We start from the raw sequence: 16,565 nt of genomic DNA on the forward strand, positions 1-16,565 counted from the left end.
GTTCAGCACGATCGGGAGGCGCGTTACCGATGTTTGACTGGCGATCGACGAACTCGCCCGAAGCGGAGACGCGCCCGGACGGCGGCGAGGCGGTCGGAGAGGACGAGCAGGCACGAACGAGACAGGAGCTCGAACGGCAACTCTCACAGGCACGCGCAGAGCGTGACGAAGCCATCGAGGACCGCGAACGGGTTCGGGAGACCCTAGCAGCGGAACGCGAACGAGCGGAGACGCTGGAGCGCGCGATCGAGGATCTGAGTTCGGTGGTCGCGGCCAACGCCGAGGGGGACCTGACGGCGACGCCCGGAGACGCCGACGTAGCGGCGGTCTCGGAGCTGTACAGCGCGTACCGGGAGCTCCTCGCCGAGTGGCGCGACACCGTCGAGACGGTCTCCGTGTTCGGCGGGCAGGTGGCGTCGTCGACCGAGCAGGTCGACGAGCGTCTCGACTCCGTGAAAGGTGCGAGCCGCGAGGTGAGCGACGCGGTCGACGGCATCTCGTCGGGCTCCCGACGACAGAACGAGCGGATCAACGACATCGCCGACGAGATGGAGGCCCTCTCGGCGACGATCGAGGAGATCGCGGCCTCGGCCAACGAGGTCGCGACGGCGACCGGCGACGCCGCGGCCCAGGGCGATCAGGCCCGGTCCTCGGCGACGGAGGCGAGGACCGAACTCGAACGCCTCGCGGCGCGCTCCTCGGAAACCGTCGAACAGATCGAGCGGCTCAACGACCTCCTGACCGAGATCGAAGACATCGTCGAGTTCATCACCGACGTTGCCGACCAGACCAACGTGCTCGCGCTGAACGCGAACATCGAGGCCGCCCGCGTGGGCGAGGACGGCGAGGGCTTCGGCGTCGTGGCCAGCGAGGTCAAAGAGCTCGCCAGCGAGACGAAGCGAGCGACGGCGGAGATCGAGGACTCCATCGACCGAGTCCACGAACAGGCCGAAGCGACCGTCGAGACCGTCCACGAGACGAGCGAGAGCGTCGACCGGACACACGACACCGTCGAATCGGTGACCGACGGTCTCGAACGCGTCGTCGGACAGGTCGAGGAGATCGACACGAGCATCCAGGAGATCGACGAGGCCACCGACAGTCAGGCGGAGTCCACCCAGGAGATCGTGTCGATGGTCAACGCCGTCGGCGACATCAGTGACGACACGGCCTCCGACGCCGAGGTCGCGGCCACGGCAGCCCGGACACAGACGACCGAGCTGGCCGAGGTGTCGACGCGCGTCTCGACGCTGTCCGAGCGAGCCGCCATGCTCGAATCGACGTTCGACGACTACGAACTCGCCGACGAGACCGCGGACGAAGACGCGACCGTCGTGGAGTTCTGGCACGCGATGGGCGGCGAGAAGGGGCTGTTGCTGGAGGAACTGGCCCGCGAGTTCGAGGCCCAGACAGACGGCGTCGTGATCTCGCTGTCGTCGAAGGGGAGCTATCGCGGGACCCTCGACGCGGCACTGACCGCGGCCGAGAACGGATCGCCGCCGGCGATCGCCCAGATCTTCGAGATCGGGACCACGCGAGCGCGCGACAGCGGCCAGTTCGTGCCGGTCGAACGGCTGCTCTCTCAGCAACACGTCGACTCGCTCCTCGATCCGGTGGCGAACTACTACCGGTTCGACGGGACGTTGCACTCGCTCCCGTTCAACGCCTCGAACCCGGTCCTGGTGTACAACCGCGACGCGTTCGAGCGCGCGGGGCTCGATCCCGACCGGCCGCCGGAGACGCTCTCGGCGGTGCGGGACGCCTCCGAGCGCATCGTCGACGCCGGCGTCTCCGAGTACGGCATCACGTTCGCGAACTACTCGTGGTTCGTCGAACAGTGGTTCGCGGAGGCGGACGAGCCGTTGGTCGACAACGACAACGGACGCGCCGGACGACCGACGACTGCGAACCTCGGGAGTCCCGTCGGCCAGTCGCTGTTCGAGTGGTGGCGCGACATGTCCGAATCGGGGTATCACTACGACCCCGGCATCGAGGCACGAGGCGCTGCCAGGACCGCGTTCCACGACGGAGACGCCGCGATGCTCATCGGATCGACCTCCTCGCTGACGGGGATCGAGTCGGGCGCGGCGTTCCCGGTCGGAACGGGGCGATTCCCGGTGCTCGACGACAGGACGGGCGTGCTGGTCGGCGGCGCGTCGCTGTGGGTCGGGGACGACCACTCGACGGCCGTCCACGACGCGGTCGGCGAGTTCCTGACCTGGCTCACCCGGCCCGCACAACAGCAGCGCTGGCACCGCGAGACCGGCTACTTCCCGGTTCACGAAGGGGCGATTCCGGAACTACGGGCGGCGGGCTGGTTCGAGGAGAACACCCACTACGCGACGGCGCTGGACCAGCTGATGGAAACGACCGACACGATCGGGACCCGTGGGGCACAGATCGGCCCGTTCGACACGGTTCGGACGATCATCGAGGAGGGCGTCGAACGGCTGTACACCGCGGACTCGACCGCCGAGACGCTGGAATCGATCGACGAGCAGATCGCAGCGACGCTCGACTCGTACCAGTAGCGGTCGTTTCTGCGGATGATTTACTGACGATTGGACAGCGCCAGTAACATTTATAATGATCGCCTATGTTGTTTACCGATAGGGCTAAACAGCAGGTAAAGTTTCGCCCCACGGAGTACACAACGATGCCAGACACATACGTCGGTGCGATCGATCAGGGGACGACGGGCACCCGCTTCATGGTGTTCGACCACAGCGGCAACGTCGTCGCCAACTCGTACGAACAGCACGAACAGATCTATCCGGAACCCGGTTGGGTCGAACACGATCCGACCGAGATCTGGGAGAACACGAAGGCCGTCGTCACCGCTGGCCTCGACGCCGCCGACCTCGATGCCACCCAGCTCGAGGCGATCGGGATCACGAACCAGCGAGAGACCACGATCGTGTGGGACAGAGAGACCGGGCGGCCGATACACAACGCGCTGGTGTGGCAGGACCGACGAACGACCGACCGCGTCGAGGAGCTGGAAGACGCGGGCAAAATCGAGATGATCCGCGAGAAGACCGGGCTGGAAGCCGACGCCTACTTCTCGGCGACAAAGACCGAGTGGATCCTCGACAACGCCGAACCCCTCAAGCTGGAGAGTGCCCGCACGCGTGACCTCCGTGAGCGTGCCCGCGACGGGGAACTCCTGATGGGGACGATCGACTCGTGGCTGATCTACAACCTCACGGGCAACCACATCACCGACGTGACCAACGCCTCTCGGACGATGCTCTACGACATCGAGGGGCTGTCGTGGGACGCGGAACTCCTCGAAGAGTTCGACATCCCCGAAGCGATGCTGCCCGAAGTGCGACCGTCCTCCGACGAGGCGACGTACGGAACCACCGACCCCGACGGCTTTCTCGGTGCCGAAGTCCCCGTCGCCGGTGCCCTGGGCGATCAGCAGGCCGCCCTGTTCGGTCAAACCTGCTTCGATGCCGGCGACGCGAAAAACACCTACGGCACGGGCTCGTTCTACCTCATGAACACCGGCGAGGAGGCCGTCGAGTCCGATCACGGGCTCCTCACCACGATCGGCTTCCAGATGTCGGGCGAACCGGTCCAGTACGCACTGGAGGGGTCGATCTTCATCACGGGCGCGGCGATCGAGTGGCTCGAAGACGTCGACCTCATCAAGAACGCCGCACAGACCGCAGAGCTCGCCCGCTCGGTCGAGTCGACGGACGGCGTGTACATGGTGCCGGCCTTCACCGGGCTCGGCGCGCCACACTGGGACGGACGCGCACGCGGGACGATCGTCGGCATGACCCGCGGGACCCGGAAAGAGCACATCGTCCGTGCGACGCTCGAATCCATCGCGTACCAGACCCGAGACATCGCCGAAGCGATGGAAGCCGACTCCGGCGTCGAGACGACGACGCTGCGCGTCGACGGTGGGGCCGTCAAGAACAACTTCCTCTGTCAGCTCCAGTCCGACATCATCCAGACGGAGATCTCCCGTCCGGAAGTCGACGAGACGACCGCGCTCGGCTCGGCCTACGCTGCCGGCCTCGCCGTCGGCTACTGGGACACGATCGACGAGCTGCGGGACAACTGGCAGGTCGATCGCAACTTCCAGCCCGAGATGGCACCGGAGCAGGCGGACAAGATGTACGGACGCTGGGACGACGCCGTCGAGCGGTCCCGAGACTGGGCACACGAAGAGTAATCTATGAATCCGTACATCGCGGAAGTCATCGGTACTGCGATCCTCATCATCTTCGGCGGCGGTGTCGTCGCTAACGTCGTCCTCAACGAGACGAAAGGGCACGAAAGCGGTTGGATCGTCATCACGTGGGGATGGGCTATCGGTGTGTTCATGGGCGTGTTCACGATCAGTCAGGTCAGCGGCGGTCACATCAATCCCGCCGTGACGATCGGACTGGCTGCGGCCGGATTGTTCGACTGGGCACAGGTCCCGATCTACATCGCCGCTCAAACGCTCGGGGCGTTCCTGGGTGGCGTGGTGGTCTGGCTGGCGTACAAGGATCACTTTGCCGCGACGGAAGACGAAGACGTGAAGCTCGCTATCTTCTCGACGAGTCCCGAAATCCGGAACTATCGGGCGAACATGCTGACCGAGGTCATCGGTACGTTCGTGCTGGTCTTCGGGGTGTTATATCTGAACTCCGCCGGATTCTTGGACGGCGCTTCCGGTGAGTTCCTCCGAACGATCACGATCGACGGTCAAGAGGTCGGATTCGGTCTCGGCGCGCTGTCGGCGCTTCCGGTCGCACTGGTCGTGCTCGGAATCGGGCTCTCTCTGGGTGGCCCGACCGGCTATGCGATCAACCCTGCACGCGACTTCGGACCGCGTATCGCACACGCGGTCCTCCCGTTTCCACACAAGGGCTCGTCGGACTGGGCGTATTCTTGGGTGCCTATCGTCGGTCCGATCATCGGAGCGCTCCTCGCGGCCGGGCTGTATCACGCACTGTAACGCACGGTCAGCGGACAGCAATGCAGAACTCACGGATCAGGATGTGGAAACTGATATGCGACCGGGAATCCCACCCACAAACACCTCACAGGAACAATCGATGCACAGAATACGAGCGTCTATCGCCAACGCGTCTACGGGCGGGGCAAGTACTGCTGTCGATATCGATGGAGTTCCGCCCAGATGCCGTTGTCAACCCGTAGAGAGCGGATCATGAACATCGATGAGAGGATAAAACGACGGCAGCGCCGGGGCGGTGGCCCCCGACTGATCCAGGACTACGAATCGCTGTCCCCGGTCGCACACATCGACGACCCGTCGGACCGGGGCCCGGTCTTCGAACGACTGCTCGATCACCTCGATCCGGTGTTCGACGGCCGCTTACCGCCCAACGCCTACGTGTCGGGCCCGTTCGGCTCCGGGAAGTCGGCGATCGTGACGGCGCTGTTCGCGCGGCTCGGCCGGCTCTCGACCGAACAGCGGTCGGTCATTCACACGAGTACCCGCGCGGCAGCGCCGCCCTCTCCGGAGTTCGTCTACGTCGATCTGCGCGAGACGACGAGTCGGTTCGCGTTCTACCACCGCGTGCTCGACGGACTCGTCGACGACCGGGTCCCGGAACACGGGATCAGCACGTCGGAGCTTCGCCGTCGGCTCCACGAGATGCTCGGTACCGCGGGCATCGGCGTCGTGATCGCCGTCGATCACGTCGGCGAACAGGGCAGCACCGACGCCGAGGCGCTGATCGACCTCTTCGCGGGGCTGCCCAGCAACGTGAGCTGGCTGGCGATCGGACGAGACGACCCCGAAGAGACGCTGTTGACCGAGTACACGGCGACGACGATCCCGGTCGAACCGTACCGTCGACAGATGCTCGTCGACGTGTTGATGACGCGCGCCTCGGACGGGCTCGCTCCCCAGGCACTGAGCCACGAACAGGCCCGCACGATCGCCGAGTGGGCGGACGGCAATGCACACGACGCGCTGGCGGCGCTGTTTATTGCGGCCGACGACGCGAGTCAACGAGAGGGGACGCGCGTCGGCCAGGACGACGTCGAGGCCGCAATCGAGCGGATTCCACGGCCCTCGGTGTCGCTGGCGAGAGTGCTCGCGCTGCCAGACAACAAACAGCGCGTCCTGCGAGAAGTCGCCGAACTCGATTCGACCGACCGAGAGTCCGTCACCGCGACCACGGAGGCGATCGCCGCGAAAGCGACCGTCGACCTCTCGCCGGGAACGGTCAAGCGGTACCTCTACGAGATGGCCGAAGGCGGGATCGTCGAACGCGTCCAGTCCGGCCTCGAAAGCGGGAAGGGGCGACCGCCCAGCCGCGTGGAACTACGCTTTCCACCGGCGGCGTTTCGCCGTCTCTACGACCTGGAACGGGGATAAGCGTCCACGATTACCGCTCGCCGGTGCCGTCGGTGATCGCCGAGGCGAGCGCGCCCATGACGACGATGTCTTCGCCGAGCGTCGTGAGCTTCACGTCCGGGATGTTTCCGAACACCATCTCCGAGAGTTCGTCTCTGATCGGATCGAGGACGGCGTCGGGGTTGTTCAGCGCCACCGCCCCGCCGACGTAGACCACGAGCGGGGCGTACGCCTGGACGACGTTTGCGATCCCGATGGCGTTGAGGTGGCCGACCTGCCCGATGACGTACTGTGCGAAGCCGTCGCCGTCTCGCGCACGGTCGAACACGTCGGCCGCGTCGAAGTCACCGCTCTCGACCGGGAGCGCAGTCTCCATCCCGTCTTCCGTGTGGAGCTGCATCGCGTACTCCGGGATGTTGTTGCCCGAACAGTACGCCTCCCAGTGGCCGTCCGAGCCACAGCCACACGTCATCACGCCGGCCGGGTCGAGGGTCATGTGCCCGACCTCACCGGCGTTGCCGTCCCAGCCGTCGACGACGTTGCCGTCGACGGCGACGCCGGCACCGATCCCCGAGGAGATCGTCAGATACACCATGTCGTCGGGGTTGCGGTCAGAGAAGAAGCGTTCGCCGATCACCCCGGCGTTGGTGTCGTTGTGCAGATACACGCGTTCCGAGTCGATCAGGTTGCCGACGGGGCCGGTCAGCGGGATCCGACCGATCGAATCCGGGAGGTTCGCGGGGCCCTCGACGATCCCCTCGGCGAGATCCAGTGGTCCGACCGATCCGATACCGGCGGCGACGACGGAGCTTGGCGATACGTCGGCGTCGTCACAGGCGTTGCGGAGACAGTCGAGGATCGCCTCGGTGACGGCGATCCCGTTCGGCCCCCGCGGTGTGGCCTGCGTGTCTGACCCGAGTTCGCGGGCGGACTCGTCGCCGACGACAGCACGAATGTTGGTCGCGCCGAGATCCACCCCTGCGTATGCAGCCATGATACTGGATGGGTGAACCCTTCGATACTTAACTGCACATATTCACACTGCCGGCCGTCTATCCGTGACGCAGTTACCCATCTCGGGTGGACAGCCCCCCAGCGCAGCGACGGCCAGCGGTATCACTGCCGGCTCGTGTCGCTACGAGCGGTCGTCCTCGGTGGTGTCCTCGTAGACGATGCCACGCTCCGCGTCGAGCGTGACCTGCGTTCCGTCCGCCAGGTCCGGGAGTTCGGCGTTGGCGATCATCGGGATCGAGAGCTCGCGCGCGACGATCGCAGCGTACCCCGTCGTCCCGTCGTGGGCGTCGACGATGCCGCCGATCCGCTCGACCTCGCCGTCGAACTCGCCGTCGAAGTCCGCCGCGATGGAGATCACCGCACCGTCGGGCACGTCGGAGAGGTCGCCGTCGGGCACGTGATAGACCGGCCCCGACACCAGCCCGTCGACGACCGAGCGGCCGTTGGCGATCCGCTCGGCCGCGACGTGGACCTTCAGGAGGTTCGCCGTGTTCATCCCTTCGAGCTCGGTCATCATCCCGGAGAGGACGACGACGGTGTCGCCGCCGTCCGCTGCCTCCGTGTCCAGGGCCGCCTGGACGGCGTTCTGGATGATCGCGTCCGCACCCTGGGTCGTGTACTCCGTCGAGACGGGGATGATCCCCCACGAGAGGGCGAGCTGTCGCCGCACCTCGTCGCTGGGCGTCGAGGCGACGATCGGAATCGACGGCCGGTACTTGGCCGACTTGAGGGCGGTGTAGCCAGATTCGGAGGCGGCGACGACCGCCGACGCCCCGATGTCCCGAGCGAGGAACCGGGCGGACCGCGCCAGCGCGTCCGTTCGCGTCTCGCCCGCGGCGGGGACCTGTTGCTCGCGGTTCTGGTCGTACTCGGGAGCCGACTCGACGTCGCGGACGATGCGATCCATCGTCTCGACGACGCGAACCGGATTGTCGCCGATCGCGGTCTCGCCCGACAGCATCACGGCGTCGGTGCCGTCGAGGACGGCGTTGGCCACGTCGGAGGCCTCCGCGCGGGTCGGTCGGCGCTCGTGGACCATCGAGTCGAGCATCTCCGTGGCCGTGATCACGGGCACGCCGGCTTCCTGGCACTTGCGGATGATGCGCTTCTGGAAGATCGGCACGTCTTCGAGCGGGCACTCGACGCCGAGGTCCCCACGCGCGACCATCACGCCGTATGCGGCGTCGACGATCGAGTCGAGATTCTCGACCGCGCCGGCCCGCTCGATCTTGGCGATGATCGGGATGTCGATGCCGCGCGCTTCCATCTCGGCCTCGATTTCGTAGATGTCTTCGCCCGATCGGACGAACGAGGCGGCCACGAAGTCGGGTTCCTTCTCCGCGGCGACGTCGAGCTCTCGCCGGTCGTTGTCCGTGACGGCGGGCAGGTCGAGTTCGACGCCGGGGACGTTGACGCCCTTCCGGGCACCGAGTTCACCGCCGTTCTCGACGGTCGCGTAGACGGAGTCCCCGTCGACGCGGTCGACCGTCGTCTCGATCCGCCCGTCGTCGAGCAACACGCGGTCGCCCGGCTGGACGGAGGTGATCGACAGCGAGAGGCCGACGCGCTCTGGCGTCGCCTCGTCCGACTGGACGAACTCGACCGTCGAACCCTCGTCCAGCTGGATCGGGTCGCGGATCGGAGCCGTCCGCACCTCCGGGCCCGGCATGTCGAGCATCGACGCGACCGGTCGCTCCGTGGTCGCGTCGACCTCTCGGATCCGGTCGAGCATCTCGCGGCGGTGCTCGGGCGTGCCGTGGCTGGCGTTGAGCCGCGCCACGGACATGCCGGCCTCGGCGAGGCCGCGAATCTGCTCGACCGACTCCGTCGCCGGTCCCAGCGTACAGACGATCTTCGCGCTACGCATCGGGTCGTCCTCCGTCGACTGCAGAGAGCTTCCGAACAACCATACGAGGGCGTACCCGGTCAGGGGATAAGAAGGTTATCGACCAGACGAATGCCTCGGCGTCGACACCGTGGGTCACCGAGAGATGTCCGCGGTTCCGCCCTCGATGACGGCCGCTACCTCTGTCGGCGTCACGACGGCGATGTCGCCGGGGATCGATCGCTTGAGCGCGGCAGTCCCGGCGGCGTACTCTAGCGCGGTTTCGACGCTCTCGCCCGCGACGTACTGCGAGAGGAAACCGCCCACGAAGGAATCGCCGGTGCCGACGGGGTGGGCGCTCGTCGCCTCGAACGTCGGCTGTTTGTGGGTCGTCCCGTCGGCGACTGCCAGCGCCGGCTCGGACCCGCGTGTGAGGATCGTCACCTCGAAGTCGAACTCCTCGGCCAGACCTCGGGCGATCGACGCCGCGTCGCCGGTGCGCCCGAGCACGTTCTCGGCGTCTCGCTGGGCGACGATCAACACGTCGACGCGGGGGAACAGCTCGGTGAGCGTCTCGCGGGCGACCTCGGGCTCCCAGAGCTTCGACCGGTAGTTCACGTCGAAGCTCGTCAGCGTGCCGGCGTCGGCAGCCGCTTCGAGCAGCGTCTGGGTCGTCACCTCCAGGGTCTCCGACAGTGCCGGAGTGATACCCGTGGTGTGAAACGCCGACGCCGAGCGGATCCGATCGACCGGTAGCTCGTCCGGCGTCGCCGTCGTCACCGCCGCGTCGGCCCGGTCGTAGATGACGTTGTTCCCGCGTGGGGACGCTCCCGATTCGAGGTAGTAAGTCCCCTGTCGCCCCTCGTCGCTCCAGACGACGTCGGTCTCGACACCGTGGCTCGCGAGTTCGCCGGTGACCCGCCGGCCGACCGGGGAGTCCGGGAGCTTCGATACCCACGTCGCGTCGAGGCCCAGCCGCTGTGTGGCGACTGCGACGTTGCTCTCTGCACCCGCGGCGCGAACGACGTACTGGTCTGCGGTTTCGATCCGTTCGTCGCCCGGCGGCGACAGCCGGAGCATGGTTTCTCCGAAGGTAACGAGATCCGTCATATAGGTGCGTCAACTCGCCCCCGGTATAAAATCCGCTGGATTCCGGAGTCGGCGTCCCGTGCTGTGACACACTCCAAAGGCTTTTGTATTCAAATAATACACACAAAGCTATGCGAAACAGCGACGTGTCGCCAGCGGATGGCACAGCAACGGGCGTGCGCGTTCGCGGCGAACAAGCTCTCACTGGTGGTGGGGTACGATGAGTGACACAGAGTCGTCTTCCGAAGGCATTATCCAGAAGATCACGCCCAACTTCATCAGGCGGAGCTTCGCACTGAAGTTCGGGCTCGTCCTGCTGGTGATGGGGCTGTCGGTCGGCATCATCGGATTCGCAGCGACCGAAGAGGTCCGGACCCAGACACAGGACAACGTCGAAGGACAGTTCCAGAACACGGCCGTCCAGCAGAGTGACATCGTCGAGCAGTGGGTCACGCAGAACAAGCTGTCGACGAAGCTCATCTCGAATCAGGACCAGTGGGGTGACGACGAGGCGGATCTCGAACTCGCTCTCCAAAACGAGCTGTCGCGGCTGTCGGCCGACGCCAAGAGCGTCCACCTGCTGGAGACGACGCCGTCGGGATCGTCCGTCGTCGCCAGTACGAACCTCCGTGCGGACTCGTCGGCGCTGTCCGGGAACCTCCAGTGGACGTCCGAGACGGAGCTCAGTGACACCAGCCAGGTACTCGTCTCCGACGCCTACCGCGACAGCCAGGACAGCGAATCGACCATCGGGTTCGCCAGCCCGGTGCCGACCTCCCAGAACCGCATCCTGGTCGTCGAGTACCGGCTCGACGAACTGGCCGACTCGATCAGTCCGGCCGAGGACGAGTCCGCGCGATTCACACAGGTCGTCGACAGCCACCGCACGGTCGTCGTCGACCAGGCCTACGCCGGCAACAGCGACCGAGAGGGGATGACGCTGTCGACGTACCCCGTCCAGCAGACGGTCGACGACGCGAACGCCCTGCGGGGCACACAGGAGAGTGCCAGCGTCAAGACGGCGATGGCTCCGAACGCCGACCTCGGACTGAACGAGGAGTACACCGTCGGCTACGCGCCGGTCGCTGGGACTGACTGGGTCGTCCTGACCCACGCGCCGTCCTCGACGGTGTTTGGCTTCGTCGAGGACGTGCAGCTGTACGGCCTGATCGCGACGGCCGGCCTGGTCGTCTTCATCGGCGGCATCGGTGCGGCCCTCGGCTGGAGCACCTCGTCGTCGATCGATACGCTCACCCGGAAGACCGAAGCGATGCGGGAGGGCAATCTCGACGTCGAACTGGACACGTCACGGATCGACAACATCGGTCGGCTGTACGACGGCTTCGCCGACATGCGCGACGCGCTCAGAGAGCAGATCGACGAAGCCGAGCGCGCACGCAAAGAGGCGGAGGTCTCGCGCGCGGAAGCAATGGAGATGAGCAACTACCTCCAGGAGAAAGCCACCGAGTTCTCTGTCGCTATGGAGAAGACCGCAGGCGGGGACATGACCACGCGAATGGAGCAGGACGGCGAGAACGAAGCGATGGACACGATCGCGAGCGAGTTCAACACCATGATCGAGGAGTTGGAGAAGACGACCGGCCAGCTCAAGAGCTTCTCCGAAGAGGTCGCGGAATCCGGTGACGTGGTGCTGCAAAGCGCCGAGTCCGTCCGTGACGCCTCCGAACAGGTCGCCGAGTCCATCCAGAAGATCTCCGACGACGCCTACGAGCAGAAAGACCAGCTACAGACGATCTCCGAGGATCTCGACGAACTGGTCGAGACGCTCGAAGCCCTCGAAGCGGAGCAGCAAGCAGTCGACCTCGGCGACTCGCTCACCCAGTTCCGCACCGTCGCGACCCAGCTGCAGGAGGCCGCAGACACCAGCGAGCAGATGATGTCCGAGTCCGAGACCGTCGCCGGTGCCGCGGAGGAACAGGCCGCCGAACTCAACGAAGTGTCCTCGCGCGCCGACCAGCTGAAACGGTACGCTCGACCGCTCGGCGACATCCTCGACCGCTTCGAGACGGAAGCCGAACACGAGTTCGTCTTCTCCGGCGGACCGTCCCAGACGACGCGCACGCAAGAAGAGAGCGAGGACTGACGACGTAATCCGGATTCTCGTCTCGATCCGCCGTTTCGGCGATGCCGTCGGGACCACGCTTCTCGTACTGCCGGCTGTAACTGTTACAAGATATTCGCGACCACGGGGTCGCGAAATTCAGTACAGACGTACAGCCGGCACCCCGACGGACACGCGCTATCGTGTCCCGCATCGCTGGGACCCTCTCTCCGGATACTGCCAGCTATCACTATTTTAACGTATTCGCGACACGGGGTCGCGAAACTCTCCACAGACGTACAGCCGGCGGTATGAGGCGGGTCGGGGGCTGTGACGACGTCGACGGCGAAGCGTGCGCCTCGAACGCGAGCAGAGTGTTCGGCACCTCCGGGATGATCCTCGCCGTCTACGAGCGTCGGCGATATTCTGTACTGGCCTCTCGACTCGCTACTGTACTGACCCCACCTCTGGTACGGACGCTCGTCGCCGTTCTCACGGTCGAACATCGTCGTGCGATCGATCCGGTCCAGAGCGACACCGATCCGTGCGAAACGTAGCGTTCACTGTCGTTCACATTCTTGGCGTGTTTTTAAGCCTACAAACGAAACTGGGGATTCCACGAGCCAGTGAGACGAAAACCGCCCCGAAAACCGGTCGAGCTCAGATCATCGACCGAATACACCTATACGATCTGGTAGAAGAAGTAAAAATCTGCGAAAATCCGTAAATATCGATAGAGCAGCCGCTACTAAATCGGTGAACCCGGAGTGAAAAAAGCGTTACCCGACCTTACGCAGGAAGTCGCCTAACGCTCGCACGAACGTCTTCGCCGTGATCACTGGCGGTGACCGGATCGGCTCATCGAGCGCGACCTTGATCAGATAGTCTGTGAGCCGCCACAGATTATAGATCAGCGTCGACAGCGCGAAGTTACACAACCGAAGTCGGTAGTCCGTCGACGACGTCTTCGGCAGGAACTCCTTGATCGACTTATACTGGTTCTCGATATCCCACCGCCGACTATACCCGTTCACGACACTCGAGATCTCCTCCGGTTCGACGCGGTCTTGGTTCGTCACGAACACCGCGTACTTTTCGTCAGCATCGTCGCTCGTACTCGGCGCATAGAGGAACTCTGCCTCGTGATGGACCTCACCATCAATTCCGAATGGAACGTCGTGCTTGACAGCTTCGTCCGCTGTCGGATGCTCCTGAATATTCTGGATCGCCGCTAAATCATCCTCGTACGTTGGCACTGGGGAGAGATACGTGAGCCCGCGCTCGTGGACCTCTGCATACACGCGATTGGCGTAGAATCCACGGTCGAACATCACCGTATCCAGGTCAACGAACTGCTCGGCCCGGTCGAGCAATCGGCTCACCAAGTCAGCCTTTGAGTACGACGGCGAATCGTCTGACTCCCACGCAGAGTCCTCTTTGACCGGCTCGATACCGAGGATAATCGGTGCATGATCGCCAACAAGCGTGATGGTAGCGTACTTGTAGCCGCGTTTGTACTCGCCATCTTTCTTGTATCCGCTCACCATCTTCGGGTAGTCCGGCTTCGCGATGCCGGCTTCCTTGTCCTCCCATGGCCAGACGTGAAACTGCTCGTGGGTGATGTCGATCGCTGCAACGGTCTCCCGAGACTCAAACGGATCGTCTCCGCGAATCGAGTTGATGATGTTCTCGGTAGCGGCGTTGAACGCCGTCATAATCGCGTCCCGGATCTGGTCGATCTCAGGCATCGAATCATCGTCCTCGAAATCTTCGAACGTGAGCTGCCCGTCAGACGCTTCAGGCGTTGCGATCTTCTTGATTGCCCGCAAGAACGTCGAGTCGTCACAGATCAGGTCGTCATCAGTGAGCCAGCCGTACTCGGCTTCCGAGTGAGCACTGCCGTTGTTCGCGCAGATACTCGCGAACATATCCAGCATCACTTCGTCAGAGTACGTCTTGTGGGCTGCTCGGTGCGTGTCGAATTCGGGAATGACGTGTTTCCGAGCAAGCGTCAGCGTCTTCTGCGCTTTCTCCTTCTTGTACTCATTCGCACTTTGCGACTCGTCTTCATCGTCCGCCGGAACTGATGGAACAAGACCTTCCGTGAGAACATCTTTATCAAGCGCAACTTGACGGACGCCAGCAACCGTCTGATAAAGGATTTCTTGGGTATCGTCACTGAATTTCCCGTGTGCGTACGAGAGCTGTTGTTGGGTAGGCGTCTCCTCGAGGTCAGTAATATCGAAATGGAAGCTCTTGGCTAAACTCGGCTCCCGGCCGAGTCGTTTCGCTATTTTCTTCTGGGAGATGCCACGAATCCGTCTGAACAGGAGCGTACGAAATATTTCGTCAGTTCCGTAGTCGACAGAGTTCTGATTGCGACCGTCTTCGAGAGTATCGACAGGAATTGAGAGGTCCCGAATGACGTCCCAGAGGTGGTCTTCACACTCACAGAGTGTCTCCGCGTGAACAATAATCGACTCAGCAACAGCCGACGGGTCAGTCGGCATTGAGCCACCTCCAGGGCGAACTACTCCGTTTTTGATCTGTGGTCGATCCAATACTGGAGTGATTCTGTGTAGATATATTTGCTGTAGAGGAGAGAATAACGGTATAGAGTAGAGTGAAATTGTAGTCGCGCATTATCGTCGTTGGTCTGCTTTGAGCTTACAGCGAGAGATATATCAATAGGTATGCACGCTGTAGTTGGAGAATTGATTGCGGACATAATTCGATATAGGCCAAGAACCAGTTTGAATCAAATATCACTTGGATTTATAGTAGTAGGTGGAGAACAGGGAGGTACGATGGGCTTAGACGAACTCGAGGCGTTTCTTCGAAAGAAGGGAGCGGCGGAACTCATCACGGAGATCGGGACGGGAACAGCGACATTCAACGCACTCGTCGACGCGGTTGCGGTAAGTGGCTCGACAGTGTCCTCACGGCTCTCGGAAGGCGTTGAGCGCGACGTGTTCACGGTAAGTCACAGGCCGACCGAGCATGGGACAGAGAAGCGGTATGAGCTAACCATCCTCGGGCGTCGTGTGTATGATTGGGCAGTGCAGACAGAGTTCGAGCGGAAAGACCGAGAGCTTCGCCGGATTCGGCAGGAACGTGAGACGGCGTTCGAGCAGCTGGTCGGTAAAATCAATCGAGATATGGAGATTCGCAAAATGGTAGTCGACGTAGACCCATTGGTGGATGAGGACGTAGAGATGCCTGATGGTACGTCTGTGGTGCAGAAAGAGTCGTCAGAGGAGGCGCTCCGTGAAGCTCATTTCGAACGGATGGAAGAATCTCTCGAGCCCATCACAGATGACCAATCCGAAGAGAATCGTGAGTGAAGACAAACTCCTGAATGCTAACTACAGATGATGGGGGTACCGGTGGGCGGGTTTAGAAGTCGCCGTTGATGATGTCGGCGGCGCGCTGGCGGTCAAAGAGTTGGTGCTCCTCCGGACTCTCGAAAGGATTCTCCGGATCAAACTCGCCAAACTGCTCAGGGTACAGCTGCTGAGCGAGAATCTCGGTGTTGTAGAGGTTTGTCACCGGGCCTTGCTGTCCGACACCACCTGGATACACATTCCCTTCCTGTACGGCAGTCACCTGTTGACCAACTGAATTTTCCTTCAGGGATTGTACATAATAATCGCGGAAGGTTTCATAATCGAACGACGGGGCCCCGCCCTCCATTATCATATAATTTAAAATATGGTTAAAACTATCCGAATAGACGATTACTTCTGGGTCAGTCTCGAGAACCCCCTCGTAACCGTATAACGCCCATTCCCGAAATGCGTTCTCCACACCCAAATCACGGAACTGTTTGCATTCGGTACCTACTTCGCGGATGGGTAGAGCGTAGAACTCTCCTGATGAGGGGTTTGATCCATTGTTGAGAAACCCGATCGACGGCCGGTTTTCCTCCCGTGGCAGTCGCGATTCGACCTCCTGAAGCATTTGTCGATGCACTTTAGTGAAGGCTCGATAGCGAGCCTCCTGTTTGAATAATTGCGCGTACCTCTCGAACGTATCGTATAACGACGAAGGTTCGTAACCTATCGCGTCCGACTGATCTCTATCAATCCGTATACCAAAGAACGGCGCGACGTTCTCTTCTATCTCCTCGATGACTTCCTGGGACCACGAATCACGGGCTGCGGTTAGGAAGGCCGGGTCCATGAAAAGTACCAGAATCTCGGAGGATAGATCTGATGCGTGCCTTCTTTTCTTCCCTGCTTTAC

General features: G+C 62.9%; 12 protein-coding genes. 6 read left to right on the top strand and 6 right to left on the bottom strand.

The features are described 5' to 3' along the window. Positions 1–29: 29 nt before the first annotated feature. From HALKA_RS0113285 to HALKA_RS0113300, 4 genes are all read left to right on the top strand, one after another. Positions 30–2,531 carry an extracellular solute-binding protein gene (locus tag HALKA_RS0113285; protein WP_018258449.1) on the top strand — a complete coding sequence of 834 codons (2,502 nt, stop codon included), beginning with the start codon at positions 30–32 and terminating at the stop codon, positions 2,529–2,531. A gap of 125 nt (positions 2,532–2,656) precedes the next feature. After that, positions 2,657–4,189, top strand: a complete 1,533-nt coding sequence (glpK, locus tag HALKA_RS0113290; protein WP_018258450.1) for a glycerol kinase GlpK — start codon at positions 2,657–2,659, stop codon at positions 4,187–4,189. Positions 4,190–4,192: 3 nt separating this feature from the next. Further along, on the top strand, positions 4,193–4,960 hold the full coding sequence (locus HALKA_RS0113295; protein ID WP_018258451.1) for an MIP/aquaporin family protein: 768 nt from the start codon (positions 4,193–4,195) through the stop codon (positions 4,958–4,960). Between the two features lie 213 nt (positions 4,961–5,173). Then, positions 5,174–6,352 carry a Cdc6/Cdc18 family protein gene (locus HALKA_RS0113300; protein WP_018258452.1) on the top strand — a complete coding sequence of 393 codons (1,179 nt, stop codon included), beginning with the start codon at positions 5,174–5,176 and terminating at the stop codon, positions 6,350–6,352. A 10-nt stretch (positions 6,353–6,362) separates the two neighbouring features. Here the strand turns inward: HALKA_RS0113300 and HALKA_RS0113305 are convergent, their stop codons facing one another. The 3 genes from HALKA_RS0113305 to kdgK1 all read right to left on the bottom strand — a co-directional run bounded on the left by HALKA_RS0113305 (position 6,363) and on the right by kdgK1 (position 10,280). After that, positions 6,363–7,325 (bottom strand): ROK family protein, encoded by a 963-nt coding sequence (locus HALKA_RS0113305; RefSeq protein ID WP_026190310.1) that lies wholly within the window; start codon positions 7,323–7,325, stop codon positions 6,363–6,365. Between the two features lie 141 nt (positions 7,326–7,466). Next, on the bottom strand, positions 7,467–9,212 hold the full coding sequence (gene pyk / locus HALKA_RS0113310; RefSeq protein WP_026190311.1) for a pyruvate kinase: 1,746 nt from the start codon (positions 9,210–9,212) through the stop codon (positions 7,467–7,469). A 114-nt stretch (positions 9,213–9,326) separates the two neighbouring features. After that, a complete protein-coding gene (gene kdgK1 / locus HALKA_RS0113315; RefSeq protein ID WP_018258455.1) occupies positions 9,327–10,280 on the bottom strand; it encodes a bifunctional 2-dehydro-3-deoxygluconokinase/2-dehydro-3-deoxygalactonokinase in 954 nt (317 codons plus the stop codon). A 199-nt stretch (positions 10,281–10,479) separates the two neighbouring features. On the opposite strand from kdgK1, the gene HALKA_RS0113320 reads away from it, so the two are divergent. Beyond that, positions 10,480–12,363 (top strand): HAMP domain-containing protein, encoded by a 1,884-nt coding sequence (locus HALKA_RS0113320; protein WP_018258456.1) that lies wholly within the window; start codon positions 10,480–10,482, stop codon positions 12,361–12,363. Between the two features lie 83 nt (positions 12,364–12,446). On the opposite strand, the gene HALKA_RS21035 is transcribed toward HALKA_RS0113320, so the two are convergent. Then, the gene (locus tag HALKA_RS21035) at positions 12,447–12,827 is read right to left on the bottom strand and encodes a hypothetical protein (protein ID WP_155119410.1); all 381 of its coding nucleotides are present in this window, start codon (positions 12,825–12,827) and stop codon (positions 12,447–12,449) included. Positions 12,828–13,100: 273 nt separating this feature from the next. Then, a complete protein-coding gene (locus HALKA_RS0113330) occupies positions 13,101–14,831 on the bottom strand; it encodes a transposase (RefSeq protein ID WP_018258458.1) in 1,731 nt (576 codons plus the stop codon). Positions 14,832–15,128: 297 nt separating this feature from the next. Between HALKA_RS0113330 and HALKA_RS21960 the strand changes: the two genes are divergently transcribed. Continuing rightward, positions 15,129–15,665: a hypothetical protein gene (locus HALKA_RS21960; RefSeq protein WP_018258459.1), complete on the top strand. Its 537-nt coding sequence runs from the start codon at positions 15,129–15,131 to the stop codon at positions 15,663–15,665. A 52-nt stretch (positions 15,666–15,717) separates the two neighbouring features. Here HALKA_RS21960 and HALKA_RS19560 read toward each other — a convergent pair whose 3' ends face one another. Then, on the bottom strand, positions 15,718–16,503 hold the full coding sequence (locus tag HALKA_RS19560; RefSeq protein WP_018258460.1) for an ABC transporter substrate-binding protein: 786 nt from the start codon (positions 16,501–16,503) through the stop codon (positions 15,718–15,720). Between the last annotated feature and the right edge of the window lie 62 nt (positions 16,504–16,565).

The organism is Halomicrobium katesii DSM 19301 (genome assembly GCF_000379085.1).
In the GTDB taxonomy this organism is placed as follows: Archaea; Halobacteriota; Halobacteria; order Halobacteriales; family Haloarculaceae; genus Halomicrobium; species Halomicrobium katesii.

What these genes read in the sequence shown, in the direction of transcription:
- pyk (WP_026190311.1), bottom strand. Translation starts at nt 9,212, where the DNA reads ATGCGTAGCGCGAAGATCGTCTGTACGCTGGGACCGGCGACGGAGTCG.
- HALKA_RS21035 (WP_155119410.1), bottom strand. Translation starts at nt 12,827, where the DNA reads ATGTTCGACCGTGAGAACGGCGACGAGCGTCCGTACCAGAGGTGGGGT.
- glpK (WP_018258450.1), top strand. Translation starts at nt 2,657, where the DNA reads ATGCCAGACACATACGTCGGTGCGATCGATCAGGGGACGACGGGCACC.
- HALKA_RS19560 (WP_018258460.1), bottom strand. Translation starts at nt 16,503, where the DNA reads ATGGACCCGGCCTTCCTAACCGCAGCCCGTGATTCGTGGTCCCAGGAA.
- HALKA_RS0113320 (WP_018258456.1), top strand. Translation starts at nt 10,480, where the DNA reads ATGAGTGACACAGAGTCGTCTTCCGAAGGCATTATCCAGAAGATCACG.
- HALKA_RS0113330 (WP_018258458.1), bottom strand. Translation starts at nt 14,831, where the DNA reads ATGCCGACTGACCCGTCGGCTGTTGCTGAGTCGATTATTGTTCACGCG.
- HALKA_RS0113295 (WP_018258451.1), top strand. Translation starts at nt 4,193, where the DNA reads ATGAATCCGTACATCGCGGAAGTCATCGGTACTGCGATCCTCATCATC.
- kdgK1 (WP_018258455.1), bottom strand. Translation starts at nt 10,280, where the DNA reads ATGACGGATCTCGTTACCTTCGGAGAAACCATGCTCCGGCTGTCGCCG.
- HALKA_RS0113285 (WP_018258449.1), top strand. Translation starts at nt 30, where the DNA reads ATGTTTGACTGGCGATCGACGAACTCGCCCGAAGCGGAGACGCGCCCG.
- HALKA_RS21960 (WP_018258459.1), top strand. Translation starts at nt 15,129, where the DNA reads ATGGGCTTAGACGAACTCGAGGCGTTTCTTCGAAAGAAGGGAGCGGCG.
- HALKA_RS0113305 (WP_026190310.1), bottom strand. Translation starts at nt 7,325, where the DNA reads ATGGCTGCATACGCAGGGGTGGATCTCGGCGCGACCAACATTCGTGCT.
- HALKA_RS0113300 (WP_018258452.1), top strand. Translation starts at nt 5,174, where the DNA reads ATGAACATCGATGAGAGGATAAAACGACGGCAGCGCCGGGGCGGTGGC.